Annotated in this window: 14 protein-coding genes; 8 read left to right on the top strand and 6 right to left on the bottom strand. The window is 72.0% G+C overall.

Annotated elements, in window-relative coordinates; genetic code table 11:
* Positions 1-74: 74 nt before the first annotated feature.
* The 3 genes from ACRAKH_RS01995 to ACRAKH_RS01985 form a co-directional block, all read right to left on the bottom strand.
* Positions 75-968 (bottom strand): sugar ABC transporter permease, encoded by an 894-nt coding sequence (locus ACRAKH_RS01995; RefSeq protein ID WP_380728121.1) that lies wholly within the window; start codon positions 966-968, stop codon positions 75-77.
* Positions 968-1,885 (bottom strand): carbohydrate ABC transporter permease, encoded by a 918-nt coding sequence (locus ACRAKH_RS01990; protein WP_380728123.1) that lies wholly within the window; start codon positions 1,883-1,885, stop codon positions 968-970. The genes ACRAKH_RS01995 and ACRAKH_RS01990 overlap by 1 nt, the downstream gene beginning before the upstream one ends.
* Before the next feature lie 64 nt (positions 1,886-1,949).
* Positions 1,950-3,206 carry an extracellular solute-binding protein gene (locus ACRAKH_RS01985; protein WP_380728125.1) on the bottom strand — a complete coding sequence of 419 codons (1,257 nt, stop codon included), beginning with the start codon at positions 3,204-3,206 and terminating at the stop codon, positions 1,950-1,952.
* Between the two features lie 283 nt (positions 3,207-3,489).
* On the opposite strand from ACRAKH_RS01985, the gene ACRAKH_RS01980 reads away from it, so the two are divergent.
* Positions 3,490-4,539, top strand: coding sequence for a LacI family DNA-binding transcriptional regulator (locus ACRAKH_RS01980; protein ID WP_380728127.1), 1,050 nt, complete (start codon positions 3,490-3,492; stop codon positions 4,537-4,539).
* 107 nt (positions 4,540-4,646) lie between these two features.
* Complete coding sequence (locus ACRAKH_RS01975; RefSeq protein WP_380728129.1) at positions 4,647-5,750, top strand: LacI family DNA-binding transcriptional regulator; 1,104 nt, start codon at positions 4,647-4,649, stop codon at positions 5,748-5,750.
* An 81-nt stretch (positions 5,751-5,831) separates the two neighbouring features.
* Here the strand turns inward: ACRAKH_RS01975 and ACRAKH_RS01970 are convergent, their stop codons facing one another.
* The gene (locus ACRAKH_RS01970) at positions 5,832-6,506 is read right to left on the bottom strand and encodes a hypothetical protein (protein WP_447009586.1); all 675 of its coding nucleotides are present in this window, start codon (positions 6,504-6,506) and stop codon (positions 5,832-5,834) included.
* 139 nt (positions 6,507-6,645) lie between these two features.
* Here ACRAKH_RS01970 and ACRAKH_RS01965 point away from each other — a divergent pair, with 139 nt between their 5' ends.
* Genes ACRAKH_RS01965 through ACRAKH_RS01955 form a run of 3 tightly spaced genes read left to right on the top strand, consistent with a single transcriptional unit; the run spans position 6,646 to position 8,636 of the window.
* Positions 6,646-7,137: a beta-class carbonic anhydrase gene (locus tag ACRAKH_RS01965; protein WP_380724952.1), complete on the top strand. Its 492-nt coding sequence runs from the start codon at positions 6,646-6,648 to the stop codon at positions 7,135-7,137.
* Positions 7,138-7,171: 34 nt separating this feature from the next.
* Positions 7,172-8,137, top strand: coding sequence for an A/G-specific adenine glycosylase (locus ACRAKH_RS01960; RefSeq protein ID WP_380724951.1), 966 nt, complete (start codon positions 7,172-7,174; stop codon positions 8,135-8,137).
* A gap of 1 nt (position 8,138) precedes the next feature.
* The gene (locus ACRAKH_RS01955) at positions 8,139-8,636 is read left to right on the top strand and encodes a 2'-5' RNA ligase family protein (protein ID WP_380724950.1); all 498 of its coding nucleotides are present in this window, start codon (positions 8,139-8,141) and stop codon (positions 8,634-8,636) included.
* On the opposite strand, the gene ACRAKH_RS01950 is transcribed toward ACRAKH_RS01955, so the two are convergent.
* Positions 8,585-9,331 (bottom strand): alpha/beta fold hydrolase, encoded by a 747-nt coding sequence (locus ACRAKH_RS01950; protein WP_380724949.1) that lies wholly within the window; start codon positions 9,329-9,331, stop codon positions 8,585-8,587. The genes ACRAKH_RS01955 and ACRAKH_RS01950 overlap by 52 nt on opposite strands.
* A 17-nt stretch (positions 9,332-9,348) precedes the next feature.
* On the opposite strand from ACRAKH_RS01950, the gene ACRAKH_RS01945 reads away from it, so the two are divergent.
* From ACRAKH_RS01945 to ACRAKH_RS01935, 3 genes are read left to right on the top strand one after another with little or no spacing between them, the layout of a single operon-like run.
* Positions 9,349-10,827 carry a M1 family metallopeptidase gene (locus tag ACRAKH_RS01945; RefSeq protein WP_380724948.1) on the top strand — a complete coding sequence of 493 codons (1,479 nt, stop codon included), beginning with the start codon at positions 9,349-9,351 and terminating at the stop codon, positions 10,825-10,827.
* A 59-nt stretch (positions 10,828-10,886) separates the two neighbouring features.
* Positions 10,887-11,195, top strand: coding sequence for an antibiotic biosynthesis monooxygenase family protein (locus tag ACRAKH_RS01940; RefSeq protein WP_380724947.1), 309 nt, complete (start codon positions 10,887-10,889; stop codon positions 11,193-11,195).
* A gap of 25 nt (positions 11,196-11,220) precedes the next feature.
* Positions 11,221-12,018 carry an SIR2 family NAD-dependent protein deacylase gene (locus tag ACRAKH_RS01935; protein ID WP_380724946.1) on the top strand — a complete coding sequence of 266 codons (798 nt, stop codon included), beginning with the start codon at positions 11,221-11,223 and terminating at the stop codon, positions 12,016-12,018.
* Here ACRAKH_RS01935 and ACRAKH_RS01930 read toward each other — a convergent pair.
* Positions 11,990-12,961 (bottom strand): endonuclease/exonuclease/phosphatase family protein, encoded by a 972-nt coding sequence (locus ACRAKH_RS01930; protein WP_380724945.1) that lies wholly within the window; start codon positions 12,959-12,961, stop codon positions 11,990-11,992. The two genes, ACRAKH_RS01935 and ACRAKH_RS01930, sit on opposite strands and share 29 nt — an antisense overlap.
* Positions 12,962-12,966 lie beyond the last annotated feature (5 nt).

Here is a 12,966-nt window from a genome sequence, read left to right as displayed (position 1 = left end):
GGCCTCGAATCGCTGGTAGAGGTGATCGAGGTCTGAGCGGGACCTCCACGCGCACGCGGAGGCCCCGCCCGACGTCAGCCCTTCACCGCGCCCGACGACAGGCCGGTCACCAGGAACCGCTGCACCAGGTAGAACACGATGATCGCCGGGATCGCCACCAGGATCGACGCCGCCGCCAGGTGACCCCACTCGGTCCGGTTCTGCTGGACGAACACCTGCAGGCCCACGGCCAGCGTCTTCGACTCGTCCGCCGCCGACAGGAACGCCGACGCGAACGCCACCTCGCCCCACGCCGTCAGGAACGCGTAGAACGCCGTCACGGCCAGACCCGGCCGGGCCAGGGGCAGCACCAGCCGCCAGAACACCCCGAACGGCGACAGGCCGTCCACGCGCCCCGCCTCGTCGATGTCGTTCGGGATCGTGTCGAAGTAGCCCTTCAGCATGTACGTGCAGAACGGCACGGCGGTCGTGCAGTACACCAGCACCAGGCCGAGCGACGTGCCCTGCAACCCCAGCGCCAGCAGGATGTTGTACAGCGGCACGATCAGCACCGCGAACGGGAACATCTGCACGACCAGGAACGACAGCATCAGCGACCGCTTGCCGGGGAACCGGAAGCGGGACGCCGCGTAACCCGTCGTCGCCGACAGGAACACCGCCAGCACGGTGGTCAGCAGCGCGATCAGCACCGAGTTGCCGAACCACGCCAGGAAGTCGCCCTTCTCCCCGGACAGGATGCGGGCGTAGTTGTCGAGGCTGGAGTCGTTGACCAGCTTGGGCGTGGTCTCGACGGCCTTCGCGTCCGGCTTGAACGACGTCACCAGCACCCAGAACACGGGGAACACGGCGATGAGCGACGCCACGATCAGCGCGCCGTGCAGCCCGACGCTGGCGAGCGCGGACCGTTCGGAGCGCTTCGGGCCGCCGGCGGGCTTGACCACCTTCAACGACGCGGCTTCGACCGTCATCACCACACCTCGCCTTGCTTGCGCAGCGCGCGCCGGTACACGCCCGCGAACACGAGCAACACGGACAGGATCAGCACGCCGTAGGTCGACGCGACCGCGAAGTCGCGGGACGCGCCGGAGAAGAACCGCTCGAACGCGTACGTCACCAGGATGCGGGTGTTCGGGTTCGGCCCGGTGACCAGGTAGATGATCGCGAACATGTTGAACGTCCAGATGATGCCGAGCAGCACCACCGTGCTGGACACGGACTGGAGGCCGGGCAGCGTCACGTTGCGGAACCGCTGCCACGGGGTCGCGCCGTCGACCTCGGCGGCCTCGTAGAGGTCACCGGGGATCGACTGGAGCCCGCCGAGCAGGGCCACCATCATGAACGGCACGCCGAGCCACACGTTCACGATGATCACCGCGACCAGCGCCCAGTCCGACTGGCCGAGCCACACCGGGTCGGGCAGGCCGACGAAGCGCAGGAACTGGTTGATGATCCCGTACTGGGCGTTGAACATGTACTTCCACGCGAACGCGCTGATGAACGCGGGCACCGCCCACGGCAGGATCAGCATGACCCGGTAGAGGGCCCGGCCGCGCATCTGCCGGTTGAGCAGCAGCGCGAGCCCGAGGCCGATCGTGTAGTGGAAGAACACGCACCCGAACGTCCAGATGAGCGTGCGCACCAGCGTCGACCAGAACGCGCCGTAGCTGGCGTCGCCCGACAGCACGTTCACGTAGTTGTCGAGGCCAACGGAGACGTAGGTCGCCGGCCGGTCGAGGATCGGGTTGGCGATGTTGCCCTCGTTGATGTTCGTGAAGGTGAAGAACACGCCCTGGGCGAGCGGGAACAGCACCAACACCGCGATGACCACCACGACCGGCAGCACCATCGCGTACGCGTACCAGTGCCGGTCCAGGAACCTGCGCACCGAAGTCTCCCTTCGCGAACGGTCCTCGCGGGCGCCCCGGTGTGGGGCGCCCGCGAGGGCGTTGTCAGCCGATGGTGTACTCGGGGACGACGGTGTCCTTGTAGCTCTTGGCGACCTCGTCGAGGGCCGTCTTGGCGTCCTTCTTGCCCGCCAGGACGTCGGCGTAGGCGATCTTCAGCGGGTCGAACAGCTGGCCGCCCTCGGGGATCCACGCGCGGGCGTGGGCGGCGGTGACGACCGGCTCGAACGCGGACACGACCGCGTTGGCCTTCACGTCGGCGTTCTCGTAGGCGGACTTGCGGGTGGGCAGCAGGCCCAGCTCCTTGGCGACCTGCGCCTGCGACTCGACGCTGCTCATGCAGGCGATGAACTTGATCGACGAGTCCTTGGCCTTGGTGCCCTTGCGGACCACGTAGTTGTGGCCGCCGACGGGCGCGGAGCCCTTGCCCGCGGTGTCGCCGGGGACGGGGGCGATGCCCAGGTTGGCGGGGTCGGTGAACGCGGCGCCCTTGAGGTAGTCGGCGACCGACCACGGCCCGTTGACGACCATGGCGACCTCGCCGGACGTGAACGCGGCCTGCATGTTGTTGTACGAGTTCGCCGGGTCGAGCGCGGTGCTGGCGGCCTTGGCGTCCAGCAGGCCCTTCGCGGTCTCCAGCGCCTTCACGTTCTCCGCGGAGTTGACCACGATCTTCTTCGCGTCGGCGTCGACCAGGTCGCCGCCCGCGCCGTAGATGAACGGCAGCGCGTAGTACGCGTCGTTGTTGATGAAGATCGTCTTCTCGCCGCCGAGCTTGGCCGCGGCGGCCTTCAGCTCTTCCCACGTCTTCGGCGGCTCGACGCCCGCGTCGGCCAGCAGCTTCTTGTTGTAGAACAGCGCCAGCGAGTCGGTCACCTGCGGCACGCCGTAGGACTTGCCCTCGAACTTGGTGGAGCCCAGCGGGGTGTCCAGGAAGTCCGACGTGTCCTTGGCCAGGTCCGTGCCGGTCAGGTCCTCGACGTAGCCGAGCTTCGCGAGCTGCGGCACCCAGGCGACCTCGGCGCGGAACACGTCCGGGCCCTGACCGCCCTGGGCGGCGGTGCGGTAGTTGTTCAGGGCCTGGTCGAAGGCGACCGTCTCGGTCTTGACCTTGTAGCCGCCCTTGGTCGCGCACTCCTGCGCGATCTTGGTGAACACCGGGCTCTCGTTCGGGCCGCTGGTGTCCCAGAAGGTGATCTCGCCGGAGTCGCCGGACGTCGATCCGCCGCCGCCACCACCGCACGCGGTGAGGACGAGGGCGGAAGCGGCCGCCACTGCGGTCACGAGGGTGGTACGTCGCATCGTTGCTGTCGTCCCTCCTGCGGGCCTCCACCGTGATGAAGGCTCTTGCAAGAACTTGCGAAATTGTTGACGCGGATTTCATCCCGCCGACCAGGGCCGGGTCAAGGGTCTGGACGTAACCAAGCCGTAACGGACGTGCTCGGCCCACGGAAACCAAGGTGGGCGTTGCAAAAATTTGCCGCTGGCGGCAGGCTGCACGTCACCCAACGTCCCGATGGTCGGTTCGCCCGGCCGTCGTCCGCTCGTCGCCCGCTGGGGCGCGGCGCACACGCGAGGAGGCACGGTGTCCGGTCTGTCCGAGATCGCCAGGGCAGCCGGGGTGAGCATCTCCACGGTCAGCCGGGTGCTCAACCGCCGGGCCGGCGTCAACGACGAGACGCGCCAGCGCGTGCTCGCGGTGCTTGCGGAAATGCCTTACACGCCACGGGGGCTCGGGGCCCTCCAGCGGACGGGCGTGATCGGCCTGCTGGTGCCGGAGCTGTCCAACCCGGTGTTCCCGGCGTTCGCCGAGGCGCTGGAGGTGCGCGCCGCGCGGCTGGGCTACTCGTCGCTGCTGTGCAACACGCGGGCCACCGGCGCGGCGGCCATGGGCGAGGAGGAGTACGTGCGGATGCTCCTCGCGCGCGGCGTCGAGGGCATGGTGTTCGTGTCGCCGGAGATCACCAACGTCGAGGTGCCGCTCGGCCAGGCCCCGCGGCCGTCGTACTACGCGAAGCTCCTGGCGGACGGCGTGCACATGGTGTTCCTCAACGGCGCCACGCCGTCGCTGGACGTGCCGGACGTGACGGTGGACGAGCAGCACGCCGGGTACGCGGCGACGCGGCACCTGGTGGAGCTGGGGCACCGGCGGATCGGGTTCGTGTCGGGGCCGGCGCGGTCGCTGCCGTCGCGGCTGAAGCGCGCCGGGTGGGCGGCGGCGCTGGAGGAGGACGCGCTGCCCGCGTCGTCCGACTTCGTGGCGCACGCGCCGTTCGGGCCGGAGGGCGGGGCCGAGGCGGTGTCGGTCCTGCTCGACACCGTGCGGCCGACAGCGGTGATCTGCTCGTCCGACCACATGGCGATCGGCGTGCTGCGGGAGGCGCACCGGCGCGGGCTGTCGGTGCCGCGGGACCTGTCCGTGGTCGGGTTCGACGACATCCCGCTGGCCTCCTACTGCTCGCCCTCGCTGACGACCTTGGCGCAGCCGATCGAGGAGATGGCGGCTGCGGCCGTCGACGAGTTGGTGCACCGCCTCGACCCGGATCGGCGGAGACGCCCCGCGGGGAATTACACGCGCGTTTTCCGACCGCGTCTGGTGGTGCGCGAGTCGTCCGCTCCACCCTCATTGGTTTAGACCATTGTACTTGGAGGTAACGTAGTCCGACCTGGGAAGATGACGATTTGGAGGGACGCCGGTCACCCCCACTTCTGTAATTGGTTCTGAACCGTTACGGTCACTTCATGGCGCGGTCGATGCATGTGCGACGCCCCGCGACGCTCGCCTCACTGGCGGCGGAGCTGGGTGTTTCCCGGACAACGGTGTCCAACGCGTACAACCGTCCCGACCAGCTCTCGCCAGAGCTGCGACGCCGGGTGTTGGAGACAGCAAGACGACTCGGGTACCCGGGGCCCGACCCGGTGGCCCGTTCCCTGCGGACCCGCAAGGCCGGTGCGGTGGGCCTGTTGCTCACCGAGAACCTGTCCTACGCGTTCCGCGACCCGGCGGCGATCGGGTTCCTGGAGGGGTTGGCGCTCGCGTGCGAGGACGCGGGGACCGGGCTGCTGCTCGTGCCCGCGAACCCCGAGCGCGAGGACGTGGCGGCCGTGCACCGGGCCGGCGTGGACGGTTTCGTGGTGTATTCGGTGCCGGACGACGACCCGCACCTGGCGGCCGTGCTGGAGCGGCCCGTGCCGACCGTCGTGTGCGACCAGCCCGACCTGGGCAACGTCGACCGCGTCGGCATCGACGACCAGGCGGCCATGCACTCGCTGGCGCAGCACCTGATCTCGCTGGGGCACCGGCGCGTCGGCGTGGTGTGCATGCGGCTGGCCCGCGACCGCAACGACGACTTCGTCGTGCCGGAACGGCAGCAGGCGGCGCACTTCCACGTGCAGCGCGCCCGGCTCGCCGGTCTGGCGCAGGCGTTCGCGTCGGTCGGCGTGGACTGGGAGACGGTGCCGGTGGCCGAGCGGTTCGACCACACCATGGCGTCCGGCGCGTCCGCGGCGGCCCAGGTGATGGAGCGCGACCCGCAGATCACGGCGCTGATCTGCACGTCGGACATACTGGCCCTCGGCGCCCTCGGCGAGCTGCGCCGGCGTGGCCTGCGCGTGCCGGAGGACATCACCGTCACCGGTTTCGACGGCATCCGGGAGGCCGAGCAGGCCGGTCTGACGACCGTCCGGCAGCCGGTCCTGGAGAAGGGTCGCGCGGCGGGCAAGCTGCTGCTCGACTCGGCCGAGCGCACCCGTCCCCGGGCCGTCACCCTCTCGACCGAACTGGTCCTCGGCAGCACCGCCGCCTCACCGCGCGGCACGGCCGAGGAACGCTGGTTCGGCCCGTGACCCCCTGACCCCACGACGAGCACCGGGCAGGGCCTCCGCGAGGGGGTCCTGCCCTTTCTCGTGGGACGCCCGGGTGATCGCTCAGGTGATGCGGAAGATCACCGGGTTGCTCGCCTTCCCGGCCACCGACGCGGTGAGCAGGTAGTCGCCCGCGCCGAGCCGGGTGTGCTTGCCGCAGCCCGGTTCCGACGTGCTGCCCGCCCACTGGAGGCTGAACGCGAACCGCTCCCCCGGCTGCATCACCCGCACCTCGGAGCCCGCCGTCGCGTAGCAGTCGTTGCTCGACCAGAGCCGCTTCGCGCCGTCGGCGGTCGTCACGACCAGTTCGCGGACGCTGCGGCCGATCTCCTTGGTGCACGGCAGCGGCCCCGCGTTGGACACCGCGATCGTGAACCGCACGCGTTGGCCGGCGGGCGTGGACGGCTTGTCGACCTCGGCCGCCACGGCGACCTGGGCGTCCTCGCACGGCGGCGGCGGGCCGGGCGGCAAGGTGGGCGACGGTGACGGCGGCGGCGGGGGCGACGTGGTGGGCGAGGTGGTCGCGGACGACGACGTCGCCGGCGTCCCGCTCGGCGGGGGCGGGCTGGACGACACCGCGCCCCGCGGGGTGACCGGCGCCGGCGCGCCGCGTCCGATCAGGGCGCCGACGAGCCAGACGACGAGCACCAGCGCGACCACCGACCCACCGATCGCCAGGGCACGGCGCCGCCAGTACACCGACGGCGGGTGCGGCTGCGGGCCTGTGGGCTCGGTCACGTCGTCGAAGGTAACCCGGACCTCGGGAAACTCCCCGTAGGCCTCGGTCCCCCGATGCGGTGAACGTGATCCTCAACAGATTCCACTTGTCAGCATGCGGGACTCGGGTTCCAATCCCAGGGAACACGGGAGGTGCGCGATGACCGCGATCGACGAGCTGCTCCGCCGCAACACCGAACTGGGCAACATCGTTCCGGGCGACCGGTCCTCACCCCGGCCCTCGATGAACGTCGCCATCCTGACGTGCATGGACTCCCGCATCCGGGTGTTCGAGATCTTCGGGCTCAAGCAGGGCGAGGCGCACGTGCTGCGCAACGCGGGCGGCGTCGTCACCGACGACATGATCCGCTCCCTGGCGCTGAGCCAGCGCAAGCTCGGCACCCGCGAGGTCCTGCTCGTCCACCACACCAACTGCGGCCTGCAGCTGGTCACCGAGGACGAGTTCAAGGACGAGCTGGAGCAGGACTCCGGGCTGCGGCCGACGTGGTCGGTGGAGGCGTTCCGCGAGGTGAAGGACAGCGTGCGCGGCTCGATGAACCGGGTCCGCCACAGCCCGTTCCTCCTGCACCGGGACGACGTGCGCGGCTTCGTCTACGACGTCCACACCGGCGAGCTGACCGAGGTGGTCTGACGCGCGCGCCCGTCGTGGGAGACTGTGCGGCGCCATGAGCCTGGACACGAGCCTGGACGCCGAACGCCTCCTCGACTGGTTCGCCGAGACCGCCCGCGACCTGCCCTGGCGCCGGCCGGAGTGCACGGCGTGGGGCGTGCTGGTCAGCGAGATCATGCTGCAGCAGACCCCGGTCGCGCGGGTCGAGCCGATCTGGCACGAGTGGCTCGCGCGCTGGCCGACGCCGTCCGCGATGGCGAAGGCGAGCCAGGGCGACGTCCTGCGCGCCTGGGGCAAGCTGGGCTACCCGCGACGCGCGCTCCGGCTGCACGCCGCCGCCCAGGCCATCGCCGGGCAGCACGGCGACGTGGTGCCGAGCGACGTGGACACCCTGCTCGCCCTGCCGGGCATCGGCGCGTACACGGCACGGGCGGTCGCGGCGTTCGCGTACGGGCAGAAGTGCCCGGTGGTCGACACGAACGTCCGCCGGGTCGTGGCACGGGCGGTGCACGGCGCGGGCGACGCGGGGCCGCCGTCCACGGCGAAGGACATGCGGGACGTCGAGGCGTTGCTCCCGGACGAGCGCGCCGCCGTCTACTCGGCCGCGTTGATGGAGCTGGGCGCGCTGGTCTGCACGGCCCGCGCGCCGAAGTGCGCCGACTGCCCGGTGTTCGACACGTGCGCGTGGCAGCGCAACGGCCGTCCCGCGTACGACGGGCCGGCGAAGGCGGTGCAGAAGTTCGCGGGCACCGACCGCCAGGTGCGCGGGCTGCTGCTGGACGTGCTGCGGGGCACGACGGAGCCGGTGGCGAAGGCGCGGCTGGACGTCGTGTGGTCGGACGCGGGCCAGCGGGACCGCTGCCTGCACTCGCTGCTCACCGACGGCCTGGTCGAGCAGACGGACGACGGCCGGTTCGCCCTGCCCGGCGAGCACACGGCCGGCGAGACCGCTGAGACCGCGGTCGGTGACCCCGGACCGGGCGAGCGCGTGCCGGGCGAGCCCCTGGCGAGCGGGCGCTGACGTGCACGCCCTCGTGGTGTTCTTCGACGCCGAAGCGGACGAGGCCGTGCGCGGCCTGTGGCGGCGGATCGGCGCGAAGTCCGAGCTGCCGCCGCACCTGACGTACGCGGCGGCGGGCACGATCGGGCCCAAGGTGCGGGCCGAGCTGCGCGAGGACCTGTCCCGGCTGTGGCTGCCGGACCTGTGGCTGCGCACCCTCAGCGCCACCGACACCACCCTCCAGCTGGACGCCGTCGTGGACAGCGAGCTGCTGGCCGTCCACTCGGCCGTCCACGACGTGCTCGCGGGCCGGGTGAAGCACCCGAACTCCCACCACCTGCCGGGCAACTGGGTGCCGCACTGCGCGCTGCTCACCGGCGAGGCCGACGAGGTGAAGGCCGCGTTCGCCGCGCTGCACCCGATCACGCCGATCCGCGCGAAGACCCGCGAGGTGGCGATCGTGGACACTCAGACCGGCGGGATCGACCCGCTCAGGAACGCCTCCACCGCGCCCCGGTAGACCTCCGGCGCCTCGTCGTGCACGACGTGCCCGGACTCCGGCACGACCAGGTGGCGCCCGCCGGTCCGCCGCGCCACCTCGGCCATCTGCCCGGCGCGCAGCCCGCCCCGACCGGCCTCGATCACGAGCGTCGGGCACCGGATGGCGTCCACGAAGTCCCAGTACGCCCGCTCGCCCCACTCGGCGGCGATCTCGTACAGGTCGGGCAGGTGGGCGATGAGGTGCCAGCCGTCCTCGCGCTCCTCGAACATCTCCTCCACCCGCGGCACGTCCACGACCGACCGGACGTGCGCGAGGGACTGGAACGGCGTCGGCCACGCGTCGAAGTACCACTTCCACTCGTCGACCGTGCGGCCCCGGTTGTCCGGCACGACGTCCTCGGCGACGACGGCGCGCACCAGGTCGGGCCGGGTCGCGGCGAGCGCCCACGCGTGCAGGCCGCCCATCGAGTGCCCGATGACGACGGCGGGCGCGAGGTCGTGCCGCTCGATCACCGCCGCGGCGTCCGCCACGAAGTCCTCGGTCCGGAACGGCCCGCGCACGGGGTTGCGGCCGTGCCCGCGCGCGTCCGGCGCGACGACCCGCCCGTACGGCTTGAGCCACTGCGCGACCGTCCACCACGTGCTCGCCCGGCTCATCAGGCCGTGGAGCAGCAGGATGCCCTGCCCCGATCCCCCGAACTCCGCAACGCTCATGCGTGCATCATGTCGGCATGGCCATCAGCTCCAAGGCGCGCCCGTACCTGCTCCTCGTCATCGTGGTGCTGGTCGTGGCCGGGATCGTGGTGGCGAGGCTCCCCGAGGACCGGCGGTCGGCGGCGCCCGCCGGGACCACCGCGACGACCGCCCCGCCGGTGGCCAACGCCGAGGGCGGCGACGGCGCGGGCGACCCGTACTACCCGCAGGACGGCAACACCGGCTACGACGTCACCGGCTACGACGTGTCGATCAGCTACGACCCGGCGACCAGGCGGCTGGACGGCGTCGCGACGATCACCGCCCGCGCGACCGCCGACCTGTCCCGGTTCAACCTCGACCTGTACGAGCTGGACGTCACCGCGGTGGCCGTGGCCGGGCGGGCGGCGGCCGGGTTCCGCCAGGAGGGCGACCACGAGCTCGTGATCGAGCCGGACGAGCCGGTGCGCGCGGGCGAGGAGTTCACCACCGAGGTCACGTACGGCGGCGAGCCGACCGTCGTGGAGGACCGGGCGCTCGGCCGCAGCGGGTGGCAGGTCTCGGCGACGGGCGGCGCGTTCGCGGCCGGCGAGCCGCACTCGGCGACGACGTGGTTCCCGGCCAACGACACCCCGCGCGACAAGGCCGCGTTCGCGGTGACCGCGCGGGTGCCGGAGGGCTGGTCGGTGATGTCGAACGGGGTGGAGCGCGGCTCGTCCACCGAGGCGGGCTGGACGTCGTTCCGCTGGGTCGCCGAGCAGCCCATGGCGACCTACCTGACCACGATCGCGATCGACCGGTGGACGGTGTCGCGGTCCACGCTGCCCGACGGCACGCCGGTGGTGGACGCGTACGCGCCGGGCGCGGACGGCGGGCGGCAGCACCAGGAGCGGCTGCCGGAGATCATCGGGTTCCTGGAGGAGAAGTTCGGGCCCTACCCGTTCGAGTCGGCGGGCGGGATCTTCCTCGCGGACGACATCGGCTTCTCGCTGGAGACCCAGACCCGTCCCATCTACGCCGCGTGGGCCGACCTCGACACGGTGGTGCACGAGAACGCGCACCAGTGGTTCGGCAACTCGGTGACGGTGGAGAACTGGGCCGACATCTGCCTGAACGAGTGCTTCGCGAGCTACGCGCAGTGGCTGTGGGCGGAGGCGAAGGAGGGCGCCGACCTCGACGCCCGCTACCGCGCCGAGGTGGAACGGGTCGCCGACCGCGAGACGTACTGGGGCCGCAAGCTGTACGACATGGGCCGGGGCAACGAGTTCCGCGGCGTCTACGACAAGGGCCAGCTCGCGCTGCACGCGTTGCGGCGGCAGGTCGGCGACGACGCGTTCGACCGGGTCCTGAAGGGCTGGACGTCCGCGCACCAGGCGGGCAACGCGTCGTGGCCGGAGTTCGAGGCGCACGTCGAGCAGGTGTCGGGGCAGGACCTGGACGCCTTCTTCGCCGCGTGGTTCCGGGGCGACGACGTCCCGGCCGACGAGCACCTGTTCCCGGGGCCGCTGCGCCGCTAGGTCGCGCGAACGGGACCGCCGGCAGACGGGACCCGCCCGCGGCCAGTAACGTCGGGGGCATGGCGGTTGTGAAGATCAATGCGATCCACGTGCCCGACGGCTCGGGCCCGGAGTTGGAGAAGCGGTTCGCCGCACGGCTCGGCGCGGTCGACTCGGAGCCCGGCTTCCTCGGGTTCCAGCTCCTGCGGCCGGTCAAGGGCGACGACCGGTACTTCGTGGTGACCCAGTGGGAGACCGAGGAGGACTTCCGGAACTGGATGGGCGGGCGCGCCAAGGAGGCGCACGCGGGCGAGCGGGCCAAGCCGGTCGGCACCGGTTCGGACCTGCTGGAGTTCGAGGTCGTCCTCAGCTCCGAGCCCAAGAGGTGACGGTCCGGGGAACGAGCCACCGAGGGTGAACGAGGCGCTCGACCGCGCGGCGGACCTGATCGCGGGCGCCGACGCGCTGCTGGTGTGCGCGGGCGCCGGGATGGGCGTGGACTCCGGCCTGCCGGACTTCCGCGGCGCGACCGGTTTCTGGCAGGCCTACCCGCCGTACGCGCGGCTGGGCCTGCGGTTCGAGGAACTGGCCGACCCGGTGCACTTCGTGGACGACCCGACGCTCGCGTGGGGCTTCTACGGGCACCGGCTCGACCTGTACCGGCGCACGGTCCCGCACGACGGCTTCCGCGTGCTGCGGGAGTGGGGCGCGCGGGTGTTCACGTCGAACGTGGACGGCCAGTTCCAGCGGGCCGGGTTCGCCGACGTGGCCGAGGTGCACGGCTCGATCCACCACCTGCAGTGCGTGGAGCCGTGCACGGACGACGTGTGGCCCGCCGACGACGTCGTGCTCGACGTGGAGCCGGAGTCCATGCGGGCGACCGGGCCGCTGCCCGCGTGCCGCAACTGCGGCGGGCTCGCGCGGCCGAACATCCTCATGTTCGGTGACTGGTCGTGGGTCGCCGGCCCGTCGCAGGAGCAGCTGGACGCCCTCACGCAGTGGCGGCGGGGGCGCCGCGACCTGGTGGTGATCGAGATCGGCGCGGGCAACGCGGTGCCGACCGTGCGCCGTCAGGCCGAGCTGGCCAGTGCCGCGTCCGGCGCGCTGATCCGGGTCAACCCGCGTGAGCCGGAGGTCCGGCACGGGCGCGGGGTGTCGCTGCCGATGGGCGCGCTGGACGCGATCACCGAGCTGGCACGACGAATCGGGTGACGACGGCCCGGTGGTCCGAGCCGGGGACGTCCACCACGGCGAACGCGTCCACCGGGCACCGGTTGTCCACCAGGACGTGGTCGATCGTGACCGGCGGCGGCCACAGCGCGCCGGACGGCCAGGTGGGGTTCAGGCCCTCGCCGACCTCGTCCGCGGCGTCCTTGTAGCCGCCGTTGAGCAGGCGGCGCAGCCCGGCGTGGTCCAGCGTGGCGTTGAAGTCGCCGGCGAGCACGCGCACCGGCCCGTCGAGCCGTCGTTCCGGCAGGCCCGCCAGCTCCCGCTGCCACCGCTCCGGCCCGTCGTCCACCACCGGCGGCAGCGGGTGCACCGACAGGACCTCCAGGTCGTCACCGGGCAGGTCGACCAGCGCGCCGGCCTGGCCCAACGTGCTGGGCGGCGTGAGGGTGCGCGGGAACAGCGGGTAGCGGGACGCGATGCCGGACCCGGAAGCGCCGGGCTCGTCCAGGAAGTGCCGGTGCGGCAGGACCTCCTCCAGGCCCGCGCGGTCGAAGTCGCGCACCATCGCGGGGGTCAGCTCCTGCAACGCGAGCACGTCCACGTCGTGCGCCCGCACCGCGGCCACCACGGCTTCCGCCTCGGCCTTGCCGACCAGCAGGTTCGCCGCCATCACCGTGACGGACGCGCCGCGGCCGAACGGCCTCGAATCGGGGAACGCCCGCGGGGCGACCGCCGCCACCAGCACGATCGCGACCAGCAGGGTGACGGCGCCGACCAGCCACCGCCGCAGCAGCAGCGCCAGCAGGCCCAGCAGGACTCCCGCCGCCGTGACGTACGGGGTGAGGGCCGTGGCGGCGATCATGTGCCGGGTGCCGTCGACGCCCGACAGCCGGGTGAGCGCGGCGAGCAGGAACGCGATGGCCGCCACCACCAGCAGGAACGTCGTGAACCCACGCCTGGTGCGGCGTTCCGCGATGTCGACCACGACAT

It is taken from the genome of Saccharothrix hoggarensis (genome assembly GCF_052936025.1).
Note: the sequence above shows the minus strand (reverse complement) of the source record. Positions and strands in the feature narration are given on the sequence as shown.

Coding starts and splice junctions, on each gene's coding strand:
- ACRAKH_RS01995 (WP_380728121.1), bottom strand. CDS start 968: ATGACGGTCGAAGCCGCGTCGTTGAAGGTGGTCAAGCCCGCCGGCGGC.
- ACRAKH_RS01985 (WP_380728125.1), bottom strand. CDS start 3,206: ATGCGACGTACCACCCTCGTGACCGCAGTGGCGGCCGCTTCCGCCCTC.
- ACRAKH_RS01975 (WP_380728129.1), top strand. CDS start 4,647: ATGGCGCGGTCGATGCATGTGCGACGCCCCGCGACGCTCGCCTCACTG.
- ACRAKH_RS01965 (WP_380724952.1), top strand. CDS start 6,646: ATGACCGCGATCGACGAGCTGCTCCGCCGCAACACCGAACTGGGCAAC.
- ACRAKH_RS01960 (WP_380724951.1), top strand. CDS start 7,172: ATGAGCCTGGACACGAGCCTGGACGCCGAACGCCTCCTCGACTGGTTC.
- ACRAKH_RS01950 (WP_380724949.1), bottom strand. CDS start 9,331: ATGAGCGTTGCGGAGTTCGGGGGATCGGGGCAGGGCATCCTGCTGCTC.
- ACRAKH_RS01945 (WP_380724948.1), top strand. CDS start 9,349: ATGGCCATCAGCTCCAAGGCGCGCCCGTACCTGCTCCTCGTCATCGTG.
- ACRAKH_RS01940 (WP_380724947.1), top strand. CDS start 10,887: ATGGCGGTTGTGAAGATCAATGCGATCCACGTGCCCGACGGCTCGGGC.